Raw genomic sequence first — 20817 nt, 5'->3', positions numbered from 1 at the left:
CCGTCACGCCGTGGCGTCGCCGCCGGCGTCGAGCGCGTCGGTCTCGCCGCGGATGAACGCGAGCACGGCGGGCAGGTCCTGGGGCTGGACGAGCACCTGGCGCGCCTTGGAGCCTTCGGACGGGCCGACGACGCCGCGCGATTCGAGCAGGTCCATGAGCCGGCCGGCCTTGGCGAAGCCGACGCGCAGCTTGCGCTGGAGCATCGACGTGGAGCCGAACTGGGTGGTGACGACCAGTTCCGCGGCCTGCAGCAGCACGTCCAGATCGTCGCCGATGTCCTCATCGGGTTCCATCGCGGACTTCTCCGCCTCCTTGGCCATCTGCTCGATGTCCTCGCGGTAGCTGGGCTTGCGCTGGGTGCGCACGAATTCGACCGCCTTGCGGATCTCCGATTCGCTCACCCACGAGCCCTGCACGCGCAACGGCTTGGCCATGCCCATCGGCAGGAACAGGGCGTCGCCCTGGCCGATGAGCGTCTCGGCGCCCACCGTGTCGAGGATGACCCTCGAATCGGTGGCCGACGACGTGGCGAACGCGAGACGCGACGGGATGTTCGCCTTGATCAGGCCGGTGACGACGTCGACCGACGGGCGCTGCGTGGCGAGCACGAGGTGCACGCCGGCGGCTCGCGCCAGCTGCGTGATGCGCTGGATCGAGCTTTCCACGTCGTTCTTGGCGACCATCATCAGGTCGGCCATCTCGTCGACGACGACCAGCAGGTACGGGTAGGGAGCCACCTTGCGTTTGGAGCCTTCGGGCGCGTGGACCTTGCCGGCGCGCACCGCCTCGTTGAAGTCCTTGACGTGGCGGAATCCGAAGAACTCGAGGTCGGAGTAGCGCGAGTCCATCTCCTTGACGACCCATTCGAGCGCCTGGGCGGCCTTCTTCGGGTCGGTGATGATGGGCGTGAGCAGGTGCGGGATGCCCGCGTACGCGGACAGTTCGACGCGCTTGGGGTCGACCATGATCATGCGCACCTGGTCGGGCGTGGCCCGCATGATGATCGACGTGAGCATCGAGTTGATGAAGCTCGACTTGCCCGAGCCGGTCGCGCCGGCGACCAGCAGGTGCGGCATCTTCGTCAGGTCGGCGGTCACGAACCGGCCCTCGACGTCCTTGCCGACGCCGGTGAGCATCGGCGCGGGATCGTTGACGGCCTTGTCGGAGCGCAGCACGTCGCCCAGCTGCACGATCTCGCGGTCCACGTTCGGGATCTCGATGCCGATCGCGGACTTGCCGGGAATCGGCGAGAGGATGCGCACGTCGGAGCTGGCGACCGCGTACGCGATGTTCTTCTGCAGGTTGGTGACCTTCTCGACCTTGACGCCCGGCCCCAGCTCCACCTCGTACTGGGTGACGGACGGGCCGCGCAGGAAGCCGATGACCTTCGCGTCCACGTTGAACTGCTGGAACGTGGTGGTCAACGCGGCGATGACGTGGTCGTTGGCGGGCGTGCGCGCCGCATGCGGCCGGCCCTTGGCCAGCAGCTCCAGGTTCGGCAGCTGGTAGGGACGGTCCGGGTCGTCCGACGCGGCCGCGTCGAATGTGGAGGCGTCCGCCTCGCCGACGGCGCCGCCGGCCGTCGCGGATGCCGCGGATGCGGCCGCGGCCGTCGTCGCGGGACCGCTCGCCGCGGCATCGGCGCCGGACGGGCCCGCGTACGCCGACGAGGCGACGGTGCGCGCGGCGGGCTTGACGATCGTGGTGCCGTCGGATGCGATGCCGGCCCATGGGTCGGCGCCGCCTGTGTACCCGGCGGGACCGGTCGCGGCGGACGTGGCGGGCACGGCGGAGGCGTCCGCGTATCCGGCGGACGGCGTCGGCGAGGCGGCCGCGCCGAACGAGCCGGACGGCATGACGCGCGTGCCGCCGACCTCGTCGGCCGGATCGTCGTCGACCAGGCCGCCGGACGGCATCGCGGCCGTCCGCATCGCCGACGGCGACAGGGACGACAGGCCGTCCGACGCGACCGTGCGCGGACGCAGGCCGGCGGAACGGTCGAGCAGCGACGTCTCGGCGGCGTCGCCGTGACGTTCGGCGGCATGGTCGAACGGGTCGTCGCCGGCATAGCGGTCGAGGGAGGGGTCGCCGTCGGCGCGGCGGCGGGAGAACAGACGCGACAGGAAGCCGAGACGCGGACGGGACCGTGCGCCGTCCTCGGCGTCGTCGTCGGAACCGTCGTGCGCGGGCACGCCCTGCGCGAACGCGAGCGTCTCGTCGCCGATGCGCACCTCGTTCGGATAGTCGTCCCCGTCCTCGGCGGCCGGCGGGGCGAGGCGCTCCCTCATCTCACGCAGCCGGTCGGGGATCTCCACCACATGCGTGCGCGTGATCATCATGACCGAGAACAGGGCGACCACCACGAACACGACGATCGCGAACATGTCGGACAGGCCCCACGCCAGCGGAGAGCCGAGCACGAAGCCGAGCAGGCCACCGGCCTTCTGGAGCACGTCGATGTGGAAGCCGGGCACGTCGGCGGCCACGGCCACGTCGATGATCGAGCACACCGACCACAGCAGCAGCATCCAGCCGGTCACCACGCGCGGATTGTCGGAACGGCTGCCCGCATTGCGCATCAGCCGCAACGCGACGATGACCAGCAGCACCGGCACGATCACGCTCATCACGCCGAACAGGCCCGACGCGATCGCGTGCAGCACCAGACCCAGCACGCCGTCCACGCGGAACCATTCGGACGCGCAGAAGAAGATCGCGAGCACGATCATCACGAAGCACAGGCCGTCCCTGCGGTAGTCCGGATCGTATTCGCCCACGCCGCACAGCGAACGCACCGCAGTGCCCAGCGCGCGCGGGACGATCAGCAGGGCATACATGCCCGGCGATTCGGGCGGGCGCTTCGGAGCCGAATCGCGCTTCGCGCCGGCGCCGGACGACGAGGAACGGGGCTTCTTGCCCGATGAGGATGTTGTACGTGCCATAACGTCTCCCGATTCTACCGTCGGCCGGTCATAACGAAGGGCCGCCCTTTACGGGACGGCCCCGGTGCGGTGTCGCCGGCCGTCAGCCGATGTCGCCCAGATGATGCTGCACGTACTCGTCGGCCATCGCGTCGACCGCATCGTAGTCGCCCGCGTCCGCATGGTCGACGATCGCCAGCGCGTTCGCGGCCAGCGCCGGGTTGAGCGCCTGCAGCCAGTGGATGCGCGGGTCGCGGCCGAACCAGCCCATCTGCTTGCGGGCCAGCCGGCGCGTCTTCTGCGCGATGTCCAGATACGTCTCCTCCAGGTCGCGCAGGCCGTCCAGATGGTCGATGACCTGCTGGTAGCCGAGCGCGCGCGACGCGGTCACGCCCAGATGCAGGCGCAGACGCTCCACCTCGTCCACGAACCCCTGATCGAGCATCGCCCGCGTACGCAGCGCGATGCGGCGGTCCAGCTCCTCGCGCGGCAGGTCCAGGCCGATCTGCACGCACGGGATCACATACCGGTAGCGCGGCAGGCTCGCCGAATACGGGCGGCCCGTCACCTCGATCACCTCGAGCGCGCGGATCGTGCGGCGCGGATTGTTCGGATCCATGCGCGACGCGGCCTCGGGGTCGCGTTCGCGCAGTTCGGCGAACAGGGCGAGCGCCCCCTCCTCGCGTTCGCGCTCCTCCAGCCGCGCCCGCACCTGCGGGTCGGTGCCGGGGAACGAGATGTCGTCGATCGCGGCGCGCGCGTACAGGCCGGAGCCTCCCACGAGGATCGGCCGGATGCCGCGCGAGCGCAGATCGGCGATGCAGTCGCGCGCCATCGTCTGGAAGAGCGCGACCGACATCGTCTCGTCCGGGTCGATCACGTCGAGCAGATGGTGCGGGACGGCGGCGCGTTCGTCGGCGCTCGCCTTGGCGGTGCCGATGTCCATGCCGCGGTACATCTGGTAGGCGTCGGCGTTCACGATCTCGACGCGTTCGCCGCGTTCGGCGAGCGCCCTGGCGAGCGTGATGGCCAGGCCGGTCTTGCCGGATGCGGTGGGGCCGACGATGGAGACGACGCGCCGCTCCCCCGCCGGCGTCGCGGCGTCCGCCGTCCGCACCGGCGACGCCGGCGCCGCAGTCGGCGCGTCGGCGGCGCCGCGGGTCGCGTCAGTGGCGCACATGGTAGGTCTGTCCCGCCTTCGGATCGGGGTCGGCGATCAGGTTGTGCTTGCCGGCGTGGGTGACGGTCGCGGTGACGAAGTCGCCCACCTGCGGCGTCGGCTCGCCTTCGGGCACGCCGACGTGGACGAGCACGCCGGTGCGTTCGCGGCCGGTGACGCGGTGCGTGGCCGCGTCCTTCTTGCCGGCGGCGCCGGTGATCATCACCTCGACGTCGCGGCCCTCGAACTTGGCGAGCTCCTCGGCGGTGATACGCTCCTGCAGCGCCACGAGCCTCTCGAAGCGCTCCTGGGCCACGTCGTGCGGCACCTGCTCCATCTCGGCGGCCGGGGTTCCGGGGCGCGGCGAGTAGATGAACGTGAACGCGGACGAGAAGCGAGCCTCCTCGACGATGCGCAGCGTCTCCTGAAAGTCCTCCTCGGTCTCGCCGGGGAAGCCGACGATGATGTCGGTGGAGATCTGCGCGTCGGGCATGGCGGCGCGGATCTTGCCGAGGATCGTCATGAACTTCTCGGAACGGTAGGAGCGGCGCATGGCGCGCAGGATCCGGTCGGATCCGGACTGGAGCGGGAAGTGCAGCTGGTGCATGACGTTCGGGGTCTCGGCCATCGCGGCGATCACGTCGTCGGTGAACGCGGCCGGGTGCGGCGACGTGAAGCGCACGCGCTCCAGGCCTTCGATCTCGCCGCAGGCGCGCAGCAGCTTGCTGAACGCGTAGCGGTCGCCGATGCCGTAGCCGAACGAGTTGACGTTCTGGCCCAGCAGAGTCACCTCCTTGGCGCCCTGTTCGACGCAGCGGCGCACCTCGGCGACGATGTCGCCCGGACGGCGGTCGTGCTCCTTGCCGCGCGTCGTCGGCACGATGCAGAACGTGCACGTGTTGTTGCAGCCCATGGAGATCGACACCCAGCTCGACACCTTCGAGGCGCGGGCGGCCGGCAGGTCGCTCGGGAAGTAGTCGAGGCGGTCGGCGACCTCGACCTGCGCCTCACCGGTGACGCGCGCCTGGTCGAGCAGCGTGGGCAGGGAGCCGATGTTCTTCGTGCCGAACACGGCGTCGACCCACGGGGCCTTGCGGGCGATGCGCTCGCGGTCGAGCTGGGCCATGCAGCCGCCCACGGCGATCTGCAGGTTCGGGCGGGCGCGCTTCATCTGCGCCCACAGGCCGATGGTGCCGTACATGCGTTCGGCGGCGTTCTCGCGCACCGCGCACGTGTTCATCACGATCAGGTCGATGTCCTTGTCGATCACCTGGTCCTCGGTGGCGGCCACATAGCCGTCGGCCTCGAGCACGCCGGCGATGCGTTCGGAGTCGTGCACGTTCATCTGGCATCCGAGCGTGTGGATGTGGTAGACGCCCTTGCCGCGGCCGCGCTCCCCGCCGGTCGCGTCGGTCATGGGCTCGGCCGTCTTCGAGGCGCGTTCGTCCTCGGTCATCATGTCTTCGTTCATAGCCACCCATCGTAACGATGGGCCACGCCCACCGGTGTGCCGCCGGTACGCGAGCCGTCCGCGGCCGCCGCACGCCGTTCGTGTCCCCTTCATGACATCACCACGGGTCGGGCGCTACTATGGGAGGCGTGATACTTGACCGACAGAGCCGCATCAACACCGCCGACCTCAGGGCCCGACTCAAGGGCGCCTCACTGGAGGAGGGCGAGTTCCCCACCGATCAGATCCCCGAGTTCATCGACCTCATGCAGGTGTACGAGGGCGCGATGTACGAGATCAGCACCAAGCTGGAGATCCTTGATTCGGAGTTCCAGGTGCGTTTCTCGCACGACCCGATCCACCATATGGAGCGCCGCCTCAAGTCCGTCAACTCGATCCTCGGCAAGCTCGTGCGCCGCGGGCTGCCGCTGAGCGTCGAGGCGATGAAGGACAACCTGTTCGATGTGGCCGGCATCCGCGTGATCTGCAACTACCGGGACGACGTGTACTCGGTGTCGAACTACCTGTCGGCGCAGAACGACATCTCCGTGCTGCGCGTCAAGGACTACATCAAGAACCCCAAGCAGAACGGCTACCGGTCGCTGCATGTGATCTACGCGGTGCCGGTGTTCCTCTCCTCGGGCGCCCACTACACGCCGGTGGAGGTCCAGTTCCGCACCATCGCGATGGACTACTGGGCGAGCCTGGAGCATGCGCTGCGCTACAAGACCGACCTTCCGGACGCCAAGATCAGCGAGCATTCGCAGACGCTGCTCGACTGCGCCCGCTCCCTGCAGAACATCGAGACGCAGATGCAGAACATCCACCGCGACATCAACGGCGCTCCGCAGGTGGGCGAGGCCCCCAAGGCCGGCTGACGCGCGCCGGCCTACGCCTGCCGGCGTCTGGCGAACATGTCGTCGGGGAGCTGGGCCAGCAGGGTGCCGGCGAAGATGAGCGCACAGCCCAGATAGCCGCGCGGCGTCATGCTCTCGCCCAGCAGCAGCGCGCCGCCCACGACCGAGAAGAACGATTCGAGCGACATGATCAGCGACGCGCGCGTCGGCGGCACCCAGCGCTGACCGACCGCCTGCAGCGTATAGGCGACGCCCACCGACCCCAGGCCGGCGTAGACGACGGCGATCCACGCGTCGGCCGCACCCGCCCAGTCGACCGAGCCTTCGACCAGCGATCCGGCCCAGCTGAGCAGCGCCGTCGTGGCGAACTGCACGAACGACAGCAGGATCGGGTCGATGCGCGACCCCCACACGTCGATGACGAGGATGTGGGCGGCGAACAGCACGGCGGTGAACAGCAGCAGCCAGTCGGCGAGCGTGAGCGTGCCGAAGCCGTCGGTCACGCACAGCACGTAGAAGCCGACCACGGCGACGGCGACGCTGGCCAGCGTCGTCACGCCGACGCGCCGTCGCAGGAACACGAACGCGAGCAGCGGCACCATCACGATGTACAGGGCCGTGATGAACCCGGCGCGCCCGGCGGACCGGCCCACGGCGATGCCGTACTGCTGCAGCGTGCTGGCCAGGAACAGGAACACGCCGCACACCACGCCCACGACGACCGGATTCGACCACAGCCGCACCGGCAACGGCGCCGCGGCGGACGCCTCCCCGTCTTCCCGTTGGTGCGTCGACTCCTGCGCGGCCTCCCCGCGCCGGCGCGCCGCGTTGAACGCCAGCAGCGGGATCAGGGACAGTGCGCCCAGCGTGAATCGCGAGGCGTTGAAGAACAGCGGGGTCATGGATTCCATGCCCTGCACCTGGGACACGAACGCGAAGCCCCAGATCAGCGCGGTCAGCGTCAGACACGCCATGCCGATGATTTCCTGCCTTGTCATGAGGCACAACCGTAACCCACCGCGGTGACGGTCGCGACGGCGGGCATCGACGACGGTTCGGACGGACTGCCCGTATATGCGGCGAGGGCCGGCCCCATCAGGGAGCCGGCCCTCGTCATGCCGTGGCGGAATCCGCTAGTCGCGGTCGCCGAGGAGCTGGAGGACGTACAGGAACATGTTCACGAAGTCCAGGTACAGGTTGAGCGCGCAGACCACCGAAATCTTGCGGATCATCTCCGGGCCCTGCGCCTCGTAGGCGGCGAACAGGGCGCGCGTCTGCTGCGCGTCGTACATCGTCATGCCGGCGAACAGGATCAGGCCGATCGCGCACACGAGCTGGGTCATGCCGCTCGTGCCGGGGATGAACGAGAGGATCAGCTGGGAGACGATGAGCACGATCAGACCGACCATGAGGATCGGGCCGGCCTTGAGCATGTCGAGCTTCGTGGTCATCGAGAACATCGTGAGCACGAGGAAGAACAGGGCGGTCATGCCCAGCGCCAGGCCGATCGAGCCCAGGTCGTAGATCATGAACACGGAGCTGAGCGTGAAGCCCATGAGCGCCGCGTACACGTAGAACATGACGCGCGCGGTCGACGCCTTGATCGTCATGATGCGCGCGCCCAGCCAGACCGCCAGACCGACCTGGACGGCGGCGAACAGGAACACGCCGATCAGACCGGTGGCCATGATGAAGCGCGCGTACGCGCCGGTCGCCTGCGCGACCACGGCGACGGCCGCGGTGATGAGCAGGCCGACCGTCATCTCGCCGTACGCCTTGGTGACCGAGGCGCGCTTGGCGGACTGGACCTCCTCGTACGAGTAGGCCATCTGCGCGTTCATCGCCGCGCCGGACGGGCCGTACGCGTACGGCTGGCCGTACTGCGGGGCGCCGTACTGGTTGTTGTATTGGTTGTTGTATTGGTTGTACTGATTGTCGTACGGGTTGCCGCCGCGCGGCTGCTGGCCGAATGCCATGATGACTCCTTATGTCGTTTTCCTGCGTCCCATCCTACGGGAGACGAGCTGGGAGTTCCATGGGATTACGCTGTGCGCCGGCGGTTCTTCACCATTGCGACACGACGCGAGGGCGCCCGCCTCCCCTTCCCCCGGGGAGACGAGCGCCCGACGCCGGCCGTATCGTCCCGTTGCGCGACGATGCGCCGCCGCGTCACTTGCAGGTCACTGCAGGTCGAACGTGTGCGTGACCTTCACGGAGTCGTCCCACGACACGAGGTCGGTGACGTCCACGGTGACCGGCGAATCGCCCTCCAGCACGTAGCCCAGCGTGACGGTGCCGCTCGCGCCGGCCTGCAGTTCGGTCAGATACGAGTTCACGTCGTAGCCCTCGGGCGAATCCAGATAGATCGCGGTGTCGAGCGACGCGCCGTTCTGGAACACCTTCGGATTCGCCAGCGCGGCGAACGAGTTGTTCTTGTCGGTGTTGTTCGTCCACTCGTAGGTCACGAGCACGGTCGGCTGGCCGTTGTAGTCGTTGCCGGAGCGCACTGCGGACACGATCTTCACATGAAGCTGGTTTAGGTCGCCCTCCATGTCCTGCTCGCCGGACGGCTTGGCCGTCTCGTCCTTCGCGTCGTCGGCCTTGGACGCGTCGGCGGACGTGTCGCCGCCGTCGGCTGGCTGCTGGGTCTGCGTCTGCGCGTTCGGCGAGGAGACGTCACCGTCCTTCGCGGACTGGGTGGCGCCGCCGCCGAAGAGGGCCGCGACGACGATCACGACGACGACCCAGAACCACCAGCGCTTCCATACCGGCTTCTTCGCCGCCTGCTGGGGCGCCGGCTGCTGGGTGGGCTGCTGCATGGTCGAAGTATCCATGATTCCTTCTTTCTCTATGTCGTCCCGCATGCCCGGAATGGTCCGCGGCGGATGGGGACGGGACTCGTCCTTGACGCCTTCCGACGCTACCGGGATTCGCGGCGCGGCGTCAGTGGACGAACGGACATTTCCCGTCGCCCGTTCGGGCGAGCGCATGCGCCGACGCGCGCCCGTACGGCCCATCGCGCCGGACGCGGGCAGCGGCTACGGTGGGGAGCATGAACGAACGAGAGGAGAGGCCGTCCGGCATGCGCATGCGGCCGGCGGCGACGGACGACGGCGACGTGCCGGTGTGCACCCAAGGCTGGTGCACGACGGCGATGATCCCGTCGGCCATGTTCATGTGCCTGGCGCAGATATCGTTCCGCGCGCAGCCGTACCTCGAACGCGACGACGGCGACCCGTTCTACGCATGGCTGCTGCTCGGCACGTTCCTCGCGTTCGTCTGGCCGTTCCTGCTGCTGCGACGCGACCGCCACCCCGAATCCACGTTCTGGATCACGCTGGCCGTCACGCTCGCATTCCCCTACGATCCGACGCTCATGCTCATGGCCCTCACCGCGCTCATCGCCCGACGCCGCGGCGCCTCGCGCACGATGCCGGCCATCGTCGCGGCGCTCGCGACGTCGCTGTGGGCGCAGCTGCGCGACGCACTGCAGCCGGCCGAATCGTCGCTGTGGCATGAGATCTTCTCCGATCCGGCCGTCCCGGACGACCTGCCGGGCGTGCCGATGCGCATGCTGGCCAGCGAGCGCACGATCGTCGTCACGGCGCTGCTGACCGCCCTGTTCGGCATGGCGGTCGCGGTCGTCTCGGGGCTGGTCATCCGCTCGCACGCCCACGTCCGCCAGTCCGTCGCGAAGGCGGAGGCGGCGACCCGGCGCGCGGAGAGTCTGCGGCACGATCTCGACAGCCAGCAGCTGGCCGACGCGATCGCCGCCGAGGCGCATGACACGCTCGCGCATTCGCTGTCGCTCATCGCGCTCAACGCGAGCGCCCTGCAGGCCGAGGCCGACCGTCTGTCCGGGCCGTCCGGCGCGGATGCGGGCGGCGAGGAGGACCGTCGGCGCGCCGAGGCGGTCGCGCTCAAGGCCGATGAGATCCGACGCCAGTCGGCGGGCGCGCTCGACGAGGCGCATGCGATCATCGACATGCTGCGTCACCCTCAGCGGGCGTGGGAGCAGTTGGCTGCCGGTGACGATGAGACGTCGCTGACGCGCGAGTCGCTGGGTGCGCTGGTCGAGGACGCGCGGCAGGCGGGTATGGCGTTGGATACGTGGATCGACATCCGGCAGCTGGGCGAACTGGACGAGCGGATCGGCAAGGCGGCGTATCGGACGGTGCAGGAGGCGCTGACGAACGCGCGCCGGCATGCGCCGGGCGCGCCCGTGTCGCTGGAGGTGGATGCGGGGCCGGAGTCGGGCGTGCACATCCATGCGAGCAATCCGACGTCGGTGTCATCATCGACGCCGGCAGGCCTGGACGCGACGACCGTGTCGGCCGCCCCGGGCGGACCGACCGGACCGGCCGACACACGCATCGGCGCGGGACTGCCGGGACTGGCGGCGCGCGTCGGCCAGATCGGCGGCGAATGCCGGTACGGGACCGACCGTCGGCACGTGTTCCATCTGGACGTGACGCTGCCGTGGACGGCGACGGACGGTTCCGGCGTCTCCGCCCCGGCCGCATCATACGGGGCATACGAATCGCCCGCACCGTCCGGACGCGACGCGCCCGGATACCGGTCCTACGAGGTGCCGCCGTCGGCCCGGTACGCGCCGTTACAATGGGACGCGTGACGAACGCAACCGCTCCCGACTTCTCCCCTGCCGACGATCCGACCGCCGGCGGCTGCGCCGACGACCGGCCGGTCCGGGTGAGCGTCATCGACGACGATCCGATGGTGTGCCAGGCGATGGGCATGATCCTGGCCGACTATTCCGACGGGCGCATCAGCGTCGTCTCCACGTCGACCGCCGGAGCGGACGCGATCGAGCACGCGCGGCGGGAACGTCCCGACGTGGTCCTCATGGACGTGGCCATGCCCGGCATGGACGGCATCGAGACGACCCGGCGGCTGCGCGCGCTCCCCCAGCCGCCGCATGTGCTCATCCTCACCTCGCTCAACCCGTCGGGCACCGCGCACCGGGCGGTCGAGGCGGGCGCGGAGGGCTTCGTGTCCAAGACCGACGCGCCGCGCGACATCATCCGCCGCGTGCTCGACGTGTGCTCCGGCGCACCCCAGTTCAATCCGGCCAGCCAGCGCCAGCTCATCACCGGACTGCGCGCGTGGCGGCCGGCGGCCCGGCGCGACGAGGCGCGCGCGATGCTCGACGCGCTGCCGGAGCGCGAGCGCGAGGCGGTGCTGCTGGCCGCCGAAGGCTACACCAACGCGCAGATCGCCGCGCGCATGTTCATCTCCGAACGCACCGCCAAGGCGCACCTGTCGGCCGCGTCGGAGCGGCTGGCGATGGGGCGCGTGCAGATGGCCCGGCTCGTCGAACGCGCCGACCTGCCCTCGCCCGACGATCCGGCGGCCATGTATGCGCAGTGACCTGATGTCGGGCGCGACGACCCGACCGGCCGAGCGATGACGCAGACGGCACCGTGGGCGACACGCCCGGAGTGGTCATACGGAACGACGGTTGCACCGTAGATCACCGGTGTTTTCCCGACGCAACCGCCGTTCCGCATGCCCACTCCGGGCGTGTCGTCAGGCGGATGGCAGGCGACCGGCATCCACGCCGCGACGCCCGTACGACGCTTCGCGCTGGTAGTCTGGAACAGCCGCAACCACGCAGTCAAAGGGGCCCAACATGGCGATCAACGCGAAGGAACTGCCGCTCGGGAAGGTGTTCACCCCCGACTTCCGATTCCGCATCCCATCGTTCCAACGCGCCTACATCTGGCGTCCCGAACACGTGCTGCAGCTCATCGGCGACGTCGACGAGGCGTCGCGTACGCCCGACGTCCCCTACTTCCTCGGATCGCTCATCCTCGTACGCGACGGCGAATCCGCCTATCAGGTCATCGACGGACAGCAGCGGCTCGTCTCCCTGTCGATCATCGTCGCCGCATTGCGCGACCTGGAACGCGACCCCGAATGGATGCGGCTGCTCGACGCGCTCATCGTCGAACCCGGCGACAAGCTGCGCGGCATCCGCAACGAGCCGCGCCTCACCCTGCGCGAACGCGACGCCGCGTTCTTCCGCCAGTACGTGCAGGAAGGCAACCTCGAAGCGCTGTTCGACCTCACCGACGACGACTGGACGTCGCCCGCGCAGCGCACCATCATGCACAACACGCGGCAGGCGTACGACGCGCTCGCGCTCATGGACGACGAGGCGCGCCACCGCTTCGCCTCCTACCTCGTCAACGGCGTCACGCTCGTCATCGTCACCACCGACGACCTCGACGGCGCGCACCGCATCTTCGACGTGATGAACATGCGCGGCCTCCCGCTGACGCCGTCCGACGTGTTCAAGGCGCGCGCCACCGCCGCGCTGCCGGCCGCGTCGATGGACGCGTATGCGGCACGCTGGGACGACATCGTCGACCCGCTGGGCGACGATCCGCGCGCCGTCGAGGACTTCTTCGAGTTCCTGCACCTCATCCTCACCCGCAAGCCGGCCACCGGCAAGCTCATCGACGAGTTCCTCGCCGACGTGCTCCAGCCGCATATCGACGCGCGCACCGTGCCCGCGTTCGTCGACCGCGTGCTGGCCCCCTACGCGACCGCATGGCGCATCCTCGACCATCCGTCCGACACGGTCCTGCCCGCATGGGTGCGCGACCGGCTCGAAGCGCTGCACGACTACCGCAACGCCGAGTGGAAGCCCGTCGCCATGTGGGCGCTCGTCCACTCGTTCCGCGCGCTGGCCGACGACGGCGTCTCGCCGTTCGTCACGCGCGGATCGCATGCGGTGCGCGGCACGGCCGGAGAACAGGCGCTCGGCCTGCACGACCGTCAGCGGCTCGAGGACATCCTCGCCGCGCTCGAACGGCTCACCGGCATCGACACGCTCAACCGCACCCCCTCGATCGAACGGCGCGGGCATGCGGCCGCCGCCATCCGCGACCTCGACAAGGGCTATCCGGTGCGGCTCGTGCGCGGCCTCGCCGTCAACGCCGACCAGCGGCTCGCCGCGCTCATCCGGCTGCACGGCGAGATGCAGGGCGACGACGACCTCGTCCGGTTGCTGCTCATCCGCGCCAACGAACGCAAGGCAGGCATGAAGATCACCCGCCCGCGCCGGCTCGCCGCGGTCACGATCATGCCGCTCGACATCGCCGGACGGGACGGCTACGCGGGCTGGAACGGCGGCGAGCACGACCAGTGGATGTACCGTCTCGCAGACATGGCGCTCGTCCAGGGCAGCGCCGACCAGCTCGACCGGCTCGACGGGTACGCCGACCGCCGCGACCGGATGCTGCTGCGGCAGGATTCGAAGCGGTTCCCGCTGACCGCGCAGCTCGCCGATTACGCCGAATGCACGCCGGCGATGATGCGCCGCCGTCAGGAGGAGACCGTGCGGCTCATCGCCGAATACTGGGACATCCGCTACGACGAGAACCAGACCGACCTGACCGGCGACAACCTCGCCCGGATCGCCGACGGCGGCGGGTCGGCCGGTGTGGGGCGGGCCGCACGCGGGTCCAAGCGCGTCACCATCGCCCAGATCGTCGCCGCCGGACTGCTCGTACCCGGCGAGACGCTCGTCTGGGAGCGCCCGCGCAAGGGCGAACGGTGGACGGCGACCGTCACCGACGACGGGCGCTTCCGTCTGGAGGACGGCTCGTCGTATGCGTCGCCGACCGCCGCGGCGCGCGCGGCCGGCGGCAGCAGCGGCGGACTCGACGTGTGGCGCCGCAGCGCCGACGGTCGGCGTCTGGGCGACATCTGGAAGGAATACCGGCTGCGCGAGGCCTGATTTCCTAGGGTGTGTCGTCGTGCGGCGGCGGGCGAACGCCACCGCCACATGGCGACACGCCCGGAGTGGTCATACGGAACGGCGGTTGCGTCGGGAATCATGCCGATTCCACGACGTAACCGCCGTTGTGTACAGCCAACCCGGGCGTGTCTCCCTCAGGTCGGCGGCGTCATCCGCCGGATGATCGGACCGTCACGTCCGACGCAACGTCACTCCACGTCACTCCACGTACATGGCGGCCGGGTACGCCAGATGCGAGATCTCGGCCAGCTGGTCGGCGGTCACGTAGCCGGCGGGCGCGTTGAGCACGTCGGGGATGCGGTTGACGACAGTCGCGCACGTGTGCTCGACCGTGGCCGGCTTGACGACGTGGTATTCGACGTCCGGCTCGCCTTCGATCGCCCAGTCGCACATGTCGCCGTCGTCGGGACCGTACACCTTGCCGATGCACGACGTCTCCAGCGTGATGCCCTGATGCGTCTCGGTGGTCACCACCGCGGACATGCCGATGCACTTGCCCGCGGGGATCGTCTCGCCCATCGTCTCGGAGTACACGTCGACGTCGCTGAAGTACGGGACGCTCCTCTGCGACGTGGCGCGGATTGTCAGACCCATCTTCTGGGCGAGCGCCTCGTTGGAGTTCCACACGTAGGCGGGCACGACGGTCTCCGGGTGGGCGAGCTCGGCCTCGAACTCGTCGGCGGTCAGGCCGCAGCCGTGCGCCTTGGCGAGCGCCAGGCCGTAGTCCTCGACGTTGTAGCTGACGGCGCCGGTGATCCTGCGGATCGTATGGCAGCCGGCGGCGACGGTCGCGACCATGTTGACCCAGAAGATGTCCTGCATGCCGGAGCCGACGATCGTGGCGTCGTGGTCCTTGGCGAGACGGTCGAGCCGGTTGGTGACGGCCGGCGCGGTGGTCCACGGGTAGATGGCCTCCTCGCAGGTGGTGATGACGCTCACGCCGTGTTCGAGGCACTTGGCGCACATGGCCTCGATTTCCTCGGTGAAGCTGAAGAGGGTGACGACGGCGATGTCGGCGTCGCATTCGTCGAGCACGGCGTCGGCGTCGACGCGGATCGGCACGCCGATGGGGCCGATGCCGGCGAATTCGCCGGCGTCCATGCCGACGACGGCGGGGTTCACGTCGATCGCGCCGACGATCTGGATGCCTTTCTCATGCATGTAGCGGATGGTGTACTTCGCCATCTTGCCGCAGCCGTACTGGATCGCCTTGATGGGTTCCATGTCCTGTTGACTCCTTTGTTCGGGTGCATGGGTGCGGTCCGTAGCTCATCGTCGGGCGCGGGCCGTACCGCCCACTCTAGCCCACCGCCGCCGGTGGGCGCGCCGGGCGTCGTCCGGCAGCCTGACGCTTCGCAACACGCCCGGAGTGGTCATACAGAACGGCGGTTATACCCAGAATCAGGTGCATTTCGGGGAACAATCGACGTTCTGTACGACCAGTCCGGGAGTGTTGCGACAGGAGGGTGAGGGACGTTTCAACCACCAAGGTCATATGCGACACGCCGAGGCCGGAGCTTTCGACCACATGACTCGAAAACCCGTCGGTGAAACCGCCGGAACGGCTATCGTTCCCGACATGTACGAAATGCGAAGGGAGCCGGAGCCGCGGCAGATCATGCGGCATGAGGCATGGGACATCCAGTGGAGCACCGTCGAACGCTGCCGTCAGATCAGGTCCGTGATGGGCTGTGAACCGGTCTTCGGTCTGATGACCGCCTTGGGATTGTTCGGCATCGGGCCTCCCGAGGGATGCCTGCTCGATGTCGATGTGCATGTCGTCCGTCATCGCGACGCCAGGTCACGCCGATACCCGGCCGGCGTGGACGTCCATACCTGGAGTCGGCTGACGACCGGCATGCTCACGCGGGTGTATGGGTTCCTCTGTACGATTCCGGCTGCCACGTTCGCCCAACTGGCACAGTACTGTCCTTACGATTCGCTGATCATGCTGGCCGACCGGCTCACCTGCCGCGACCGGATGCTGGCGCGCGCATCATGGGACGATCTGCATGATTTCGTCGCGGCATGCCCTCGATTGCGTAATGGTCAGGTCGCCCGCCGGGCGGTCAATCTGTCACGCCCGGGGACCGATTCGCCGTTCGAATCCCGACTACGGCTGGGGGCGCTGCAATACGGACTGCCCGAGCCGACCGTCAATCATGCGGTGGAGACCGCGGACGGCGGCAGGATGTTCCTCGACATGGCCTACCCCGACTATCAGATCGGCATGGAATTCCACGGCCGGCATCATCTGGACCAGTACCGGCAGGATACGGAACGTCTGAACGGCCTGAACGCGTCGGGATGGTCGGTGTTCCAGGCTTGGTCGGAGACGCTGTTCGACGAGACCAGACGCAACGTCTTCTACGGAAACGTCAGGGACGCGCTGACTGCGGCCGGTGCAGTCGATGTCATGAGTCCGGTGCGGGACCTGTGGGTGCTGGGCGATGGCAGACGCAGCCGACCACACTGACGACACGCCCGGACTGGTCATACAGAACGGCGGTTATGTCCTCAAACGTGCCTGATTCTTGGCATAACCGCCGTTCTGTATGACCAGTCCGGGCGTGTCGCGATTCGGGAATGGAGGATTCAGGCAAATCAGTAGTTGATCATCTCCAGCGAGCGCCCGAAGTCCTCATCCTGGGTGAGGCCGGTGAACCGGAAGCCCATACGACGGTAGAAACCCTGCGCGTGCTCGTTGAATCCGGCGACCCACAGGGCCAGCCGCTCATTGCCGACCGCCTTGGAGCCGGCTTCGACGAGCATCCGTCCGATGCCGCGACCATGGTGAGAGGCCAGCACGTACAGGGACGCCAGTTCGGCGGCTCCGGGACGGTCCATCGGTTCGCGAGGCGTGGCGAGCAGTTCGACGAATCCCACAACCCGGCCGCCGTCCACGGCCACCAGCGTCGGCTGCGACGGGTCGTCGGCGTGGCGTCGGGTCAGGTCCAGTGCGAACTCCGGCGTGATCGCGTCGACGATCTCCTGCGGGATGTTTCCCTCGTTGAGTTCCCGCCAGGTGCGCGACTGGACGGCGGCCTTCTGTTCATACCAGTCGGGAGCCAGCGGCTCGATATGCACCGTCATGCCGCCGGCTCCGAGTCGGCGAGGCGGATGCCGGCGGCGGCCATCTCCTTGCGGGCGGCGACGCCGAGCTCCTCGCTGACGGGGACGGTGAGGTCCTCGAATACGGTGACCCGGTAGCCCAGATGCAGGGCGTCGAGCGCGGTCTCCTTGACGCAGTGGGATTCGGCGATGCCGACCACGTCCACGTCGATCACGCCGGCGTCGGCGAGCGCCTGGGCGAGCGTGGCGCCGTGGTCGCGCAAGGCGGCGAATTCCTCGCGGCTCTGGACGCGGTCCGTGTCGTCCTCGATGCCTTCGAAGCCGGAGTAGGCGGCGGAGTACTGGCCCTTCTTGAAATGGTGGGGGATGTCGAGCGCGCGCACGGCGGGGTGCAGGTCGGCGTTGGGTGTGCCGGCGGCGCCGTGCCGGGGCCAGGTGTCGACGTAGTCGGGCTCGTCGGACCAGTGGCTGCCGGGTTCGATGTGCCAGTCCTGCGTGGTGGCGAGGTATGCGTAGTCGTCGCGGTGCGCGTCGACGTAGGCGGCGATCCGTTCGGCGACCGCGTTGCCGCCGTCGACGCCGAGTTCGCCTCCCTCGCAGAACGTGGGTTGGACGTCGACGATGATGAGCGCCTTGGTCATGATCGGATTCCTTTCGTTGGGTGACCTGTAGGGAGGATGCGGGCCGCGCTCCGTGCGTGGCGCGTCGGGGGGCGACATGCCCGGGTCGGGTATGCGAAACGGCGGTTGCGTCGGGAATCGGGCCGATTCGGCGACGCAACCGCCGTCATGTATGACCAGTCCGGGCGTGTCGTGGGTGTGGCGCGGCCCATCCGGCCGCGCCACACCCACGACACGCCACAGTCCGGTCAGCGGGCCATGAGGTTCCTCAGGACGTACTGGAGGATGCCGCCGTTGCGGTAGTAGTCGGCCTCGCCGGGCGTGTCGATGCGTACGACGGCGTCGAACGCGACGACCGTGCCGTCGGCGCGCGTGGCGGTCACGCGCACCGTCCTGGGCGTGACGCCCTCGTTGAGCGCTTCGACGCCGGCGATGTCGTACGTCTCCGTGCCGTCCAGGCCGAGCGACGCGTAGCTCTCGCCCGCCGGGAACTGGAGCGGCAGCACGCCCATGCCGATCAGGTTGGAGCGGTGGATGCGTTCGAAGCTTTCGGTGATGACGGCCTTCACGCCGAGCATGAGCGTGCCCTTGGCGGCCCAGTCGCGCGACGAGCCGGTGCCGTACTCCTTGCCGGCGAGCACGACGAGCGGCGTGCCGGCGTCCTTGTAGTGGAGCGACGCGTCGAAGATCGTGGACGGCCTGCCGGTGGTGAAGTCGTACGTGTAGCCGCCGGGCGTGACCTCCTCGCCCATGGAGGCGAGCAGGAGGTTGCGCAGGCGGATGTTGCCGAACGTGCCGCGCACCATGATCTCGTGGTTGCCGCGGCGCGAGCCGTACGAGTTGAAGTCCTTGGGCTGGACGCCGCGTTCGGTCAGGTACGTGCCGGCGGGGCTGGCGGCCTTGAACGCGCCGGCCGGGGAGATGTGGTCGGTGGTGACCGAATCGCCCAGCAGGGCGAGTACGCGGGCGCCGTGGATGTCCGCGACGGGTTCAGGCTCGGCGGCCATGCCGTCGAAGAACGTCTGACGGCGCACGTACGTGGAGTCGGGGTCCCAGGCGAACAGTTCGCCTTCGGGCACGTCGAGGCCCTTCCAGCGGCGGTCGCCGTCGAACACGGACGCGTAGTCGTTGAGGAACATCTCGCGGTTGACGGTGCCGTTGACGACGGCCTCGACCTCGGCGTTGGTGGGCCAGATGTCCTTGAGGTACACGTCGCGGCCGTCGCCGTCACGTCCCAGCGGCTGGGTCTCGAAGTCGAAGTCCATCGTGCCGGCGAGCGCGTAGGCGATGACGAGCGGCGGCGACGCCAGATAGTTCATCTTCACGTCGGGGCTGATGCGGCCTTCGAAGTTGCGGTTGCCGCTGAGCACGGCGGTGACGGTCAGGTCGTTGGCGTTGATGGCCTCGCTGATCTCGGGCAGCAGCGGGCCGGAGTTGCCGATGCAGGTGGCGCAGCCGAAGCCGACGAGCTGGTAGCCGAGCTTGTCGAGGTCGTCCTGGAGGCCGGCGGCGGCCAGATAGTCGGCGACGACCTGCGAACCGGGGGCGAGCGACGTCTTGACCCACGGCTTGGGGTGCAGGCCGCGCGCGACCGCGTTGCGGGCGATGAGGCCGGCGGCGATCATGACGGACGGGTTGGACGTGTTGGTGCACGATGTGATCGACGCGATGGCCACGTCGCCGTTCGTGATGTCGAAGTCGCCGCGGAATCCGGTGGACACGGCGACGGGATCGTCGGCGGTGGCGTCGGTGCGGTAGGCGGGCAGCGTCTCCTCGAACGCGCGCTTGGCGTCGGACAGGAGGATGCGGTCCTGCGGACGCTTGGGGCCGGCGATGGACGGCACGACGGTGCCCAGATCCAGCTCCATGTATTCGGAATAGCGCGGCTCCACGTAGTCCGGGTCGGCGGCGTCGCCCCACAGGCGGTTCGCCTTGGCGTACGCTTCGACGAGCGCGACCTGCTCGTCGGAACGGCCGGTGAGACGCAGGTAGTCGAGGGTGACGGAGTCGATCGGGAAGATGCCGCAGGTGGAGCCGAATTCGGGGCTCATGTTGCCGATGGTGGCGCGGTTGGCCAGCGGCACGGAGGCGATGCCCTCGCCGTAGAATTCGACGAACTTGCCGACCACGCCGTGCTTGCGCAGCATGTCGGTGATGGTGAGCACCACGTCGGTGGCGGTCACGCCCTCCGGGATGGAGCCGGTGAGCTTGAAGCCGACGACGCGCGGCACGAGCATGGAGATCGGCTGGCCGAGCATCGCGGCCTCGGCCTCGATACCGCCCACGCCCCAGCCGAGCACGCCCAGACCGTTCTCGGTGGTGGTGTGCGAGTCGGTGCCGACGCACGAGTCGAGGTAGGCGAGGTCGCGGCCGCGCTCCCCCGCCTTGGTCATGACGACCTTGGCGAGGTATTCGATGTTGACCTGGTGGATGATGCCGGTTCCCGGCGGCACGACGCGGAAGTTGCGGAACGCCTGCTGGCCCCAGCGCAGGAACTGGTAGCGTTCGCCGTTGCGCCGGTATTCGATGTCCATGTTGCGTTCGACGGCGTCGGCGGTCGCGTAGCGGTCGATCTGCACCGAATGGTCGATGACCATGTCGGACTGCACCTGCGGGTTGATGACGGCCGGGTCGCCGCCGAGCGCCTTGACGGCGTCGCGCATGGTGGCGAGGTCGACGATGCACGGCACGCCGGTGAAGTCCTGCATGACGACGCGCGAGGGCGTGAACTGGATCTCGTGGCTGGGTTCGGCCTGCGGGTCCCAGTCGAGCAGGGCGCGCACATGCTCGTCGGTGATGTTCGCGCCGTCGATGTTGCGCACGAGGTTCTCGACGAGCACCTTGAGCGAGTAGGGCAGTCGGTCGACGCCGGGCAGGTCGGCGATCGAATAGTAGTCGTAGGTCGTGCCGGCCACGTCGAGCGTGGACAGCTGTGCGTCGCGTACGGACAT

At 68.8% G+C, this 20817-nt stretch carries 15 protein-coding genes; 5 read left to right on the top strand and 10 right to left on the bottom strand.

The window, feature by feature from the left end; translation table 11 throughout:
* Positions 1-3: 3 nt before the first annotated feature.
* The 3 genes from D2E24_RS05245 to miaB all read right to left on the bottom strand — a co-directional run bounded on the left by D2E24_RS05245 (position 4) and on the right by miaB (position 5552).
* On the bottom strand, positions 4-2943 hold the full coding sequence (locus D2E24_RS05245) for a DNA translocase FtsK (RefSeq protein ID WP_125968271.1): 2940 nt from the start codon (positions 2941-2943) through the stop codon (positions 4-6).
* A gap of 82 nt (positions 2944-3025) precedes the next feature.
* Positions 3026-4102 (bottom strand): tRNA (adenosine(37)-N6)-dimethylallyltransferase MiaA, encoded by a 1077-nt coding sequence (gene miaA, locus D2E24_RS05240; protein WP_125968270.1) that lies wholly within the window; start codon positions 4100-4102, stop codon positions 3026-3028.
* A complete protein-coding gene (gene miaB / locus D2E24_RS05235; protein ID WP_164521023.1) occupies positions 4089-5552 on the bottom strand; it encodes a tRNA (N6-isopentenyl adenosine(37)-C2)-methylthiotransferase MiaB in 1464 nt (487 codons plus the stop codon). Before miaB ends, miaA begins: the two co-directional genes overlap by 14 nt.
* 119 nt (positions 5553-5671) lie before the next feature.
* On the opposite strand from miaB, the gene D2E24_RS05230 reads away from it, so the two are divergent.
* The gene (locus D2E24_RS05230; RefSeq protein ID WP_164521022.1) at positions 5672-6409 is read left to right on the top strand and encodes a GTP pyrophosphokinase; all 738 of its coding nucleotides are present in this window, start codon (positions 5672-5674) and stop codon (positions 6407-6409) included.
* Positions 6410-6420: 11 nt separating this feature from the next.
* Here D2E24_RS05230 and D2E24_RS05225 read toward each other — a convergent pair whose 3' ends face one another.
* From D2E24_RS05225 to D2E24_RS05215, 3 genes are all read right to left on the bottom strand, one after another.
* Positions 6421-7386, bottom strand: a complete 966-nt coding sequence (locus tag D2E24_RS05225) for a DMT family transporter (RefSeq protein ID WP_164521021.1) — start codon at positions 7384-7386, stop codon at positions 6421-6423.
* Between the two features lie 135 nt (positions 7387-7521).
* Entirely contained in the window at positions 7522-8364 is an 843-nt protein-coding gene (locus D2E24_RS05220; protein ID WP_125968268.1) for a Bax inhibitor-1/YccA family protein, read from the bottom strand.
* A 204-nt stretch (positions 8365-8568) separates the two neighbouring features.
* Positions 8569-9222: a DUF5067 domain-containing protein gene (locus D2E24_RS05215; RefSeq protein ID WP_241222870.1), complete on the bottom strand. Its 654-nt coding sequence runs from the start codon at positions 9220-9222 to the stop codon at positions 8569-8571.
* A gap of 320 nt (positions 9223-9542) precedes the next feature.
* Between D2E24_RS05215 and D2E24_RS05210 the strand changes: the two genes are divergently transcribed.
* From D2E24_RS05210 to D2E24_RS05200, 3 genes are all read left to right on the top strand, one after another.
* Complete coding sequence (locus tag D2E24_RS05210) at positions 9543-11021, top strand: sensor histidine kinase (protein ID WP_125968323.1); 1479 nt, start codon at positions 9543-9545, stop codon at positions 11019-11021.
* Between the two features lie 77 nt (positions 11022-11098).
* Positions 11099-11776, top strand: coding sequence for a response regulator transcription factor (locus D2E24_RS05205; protein ID WP_277594742.1), 678 nt, complete (start codon positions 11099-11101; stop codon positions 11774-11776).
* Positions 11777-12038: 262 nt separating this feature from the next.
* Positions 12039-14153 carry a GmrSD restriction endonuclease domain-containing protein gene (locus D2E24_RS05200; protein WP_125968265.1) on the top strand — a complete coding sequence of 705 codons (2115 nt, stop codon included), beginning with the start codon at positions 12039-12041 and terminating at the stop codon, positions 14151-14153.
* Between the two features lie 219 nt (positions 14154-14372).
* On the opposite strand, the gene D2E24_RS05195 is transcribed toward D2E24_RS05200, so the two are convergent.
* Complete coding sequence (locus tag D2E24_RS05195) at positions 14373-15398, bottom strand: NAD(P)H-dependent amine dehydrogenase family protein (protein ID WP_125968264.1); 1026 nt, start codon at positions 15396-15398, stop codon at positions 14373-14375.
* A gap of 271 nt (positions 15399-15669) precedes the next feature.
* On the opposite strand from D2E24_RS05195, the gene D2E24_RS05190 reads away from it, so the two are divergent.
* Positions 15670-16650 carry a DUF559 domain-containing protein gene (locus D2E24_RS05190; RefSeq protein WP_125968263.1) on the top strand — a complete coding sequence of 327 codons (981 nt, stop codon included), beginning with the start codon at positions 15670-15672 and terminating at the stop codon, positions 16648-16650.
* Positions 16651-16778: 128 nt separating this feature from the next.
* Here the strand turns inward: D2E24_RS05190 and D2E24_RS05185 are convergent, their stop codons facing one another.
* The 3 genes from D2E24_RS05185 to acnA form a co-directional block, all read right to left on the bottom strand.
* Positions 16779-17267 carry a GNAT family N-acetyltransferase gene (locus D2E24_RS05185; protein WP_125968262.1) on the bottom strand — a complete coding sequence of 163 codons (489 nt, stop codon included), beginning with the start codon at positions 17265-17267 and terminating at the stop codon, positions 16779-16781.
* Positions 17264-17887 carry an isochorismatase family protein gene (locus tag D2E24_RS05180; RefSeq protein ID WP_125968261.1) on the bottom strand — a complete coding sequence of 208 codons (624 nt, stop codon included), beginning with the start codon at positions 17885-17887 and terminating at the stop codon, positions 17264-17266. The genes D2E24_RS05185 and D2E24_RS05180 overlap by 4 nt, the downstream gene beginning before the upstream one ends.
* Before the next feature lie 227 nt (positions 17888-18114).
* Positions 18115-20817 (bottom strand): aconitate hydratase AcnA, encoded by a 2703-nt coding sequence (gene acnA, locus D2E24_RS05175; RefSeq protein WP_125968260.1) that lies wholly within the window; start codon positions 20815-20817, stop codon positions 18115-18117.

Origin of the sequence: Bifidobacterium samirii (genome assembly GCF_003952945.1) — a bacterium.
In the GTDB taxonomy this organism is placed as follows: domain Bacteria; phylum Actinomycetota; class Actinomycetes; order Actinomycetales; family Bifidobacteriaceae; genus Bifidobacterium; species Bifidobacterium samirii.
The sequence above is the reverse complement of the archived record's forward strand: the minus strand, read 5'-3'. Positions and strand labels throughout refer to the sequence as shown.

Bases quoted from the DNA above. Each gene is read 5' to 3' on its own strand.
- D2E24_RS05190 (WP_125968263.1), top strand. From the start codon at position 15,670: ATGCGACACGCCGAGGCCGGAGCTTTCGACCACATGACTCGAAAACCC.
- D2E24_RS05185 (WP_125968262.1), bottom strand. From the start codon at position 17,267: ATGACGGTGCATATCGAGCCGCTGGCTCCCGACTGGTATGAACAGAAG.
- miaB (WP_164521023.1), bottom strand. From the start codon at position 5,552: ATGAACGAAGACATGATGACCGAGGACGAACGCGCCTCGAAGACGGCC.
- D2E24_RS05245 (WP_125968271.1), bottom strand. From the start codon at position 2,943: ATGGCACGTACAACATCCTCATCGGGCAAGAAGCCCCGTTCCTCGTCG.
- D2E24_RS05225 (WP_164521021.1), bottom strand. From the start codon at position 7,386: ATGACAAGGCAGGAAATCATCGGCATGGCGTGTCTGACGCTGACCGCG.
- D2E24_RS05230 (WP_164521022.1), top strand. From the start codon at position 5,672: ATGGGAGGCGTGATACTTGACCGACAGAGCCGCATCAACACCGCCGAC.
- D2E24_RS05200 (WP_125968265.1), top strand. From the start codon at position 12,039: ATGGCGATCAACGCGAAGGAACTGCCGCTCGGGAAGGTGTTCACCCCC.
- acnA (WP_125968260.1), bottom strand. From the start codon at position 20,817: ATGTCCGTACGCGACGCACAGCTGTCCACGCTCGACGTGGCCGGCACG.
- D2E24_RS05210 (WP_125968323.1), top strand. From the start codon at position 9,543: ATGATCCCGTCGGCCATGTTCATGTGCCTGGCGCAGATATCGTTCCGC.
- D2E24_RS05215 (WP_241222870.1), bottom strand. From the start codon at position 9,222: ATGGATACTTCGACCATGCAGCAGCCCACCCAGCAGCCGGCGCCCCAG.
- D2E24_RS05195 (WP_125968264.1), bottom strand. From the start codon at position 15,398: ATGGAACCCATCAAGGCGATCCAGTACGGCTGCGGCAAGATGGCGAAG.
- D2E24_RS05220 (WP_125968268.1), bottom strand. From the start codon at position 8,364: ATGGCATTCGGCCAGCAGCCGCGCGGCGGCAACCCGTACGACAATCAG.
- D2E24_RS05180 (WP_125968261.1), bottom strand. From the start codon at position 17,887: ATGACCAAGGCGCTCATCATCGTCGACGTCCAACCCACGTTCTGCGAG.
- miaA (WP_125968270.1), bottom strand. From the start codon at position 4,102: ATGTGCGCCACTGACGCGACCCGCGGCGCCGCCGACGCGCCGACTGCG.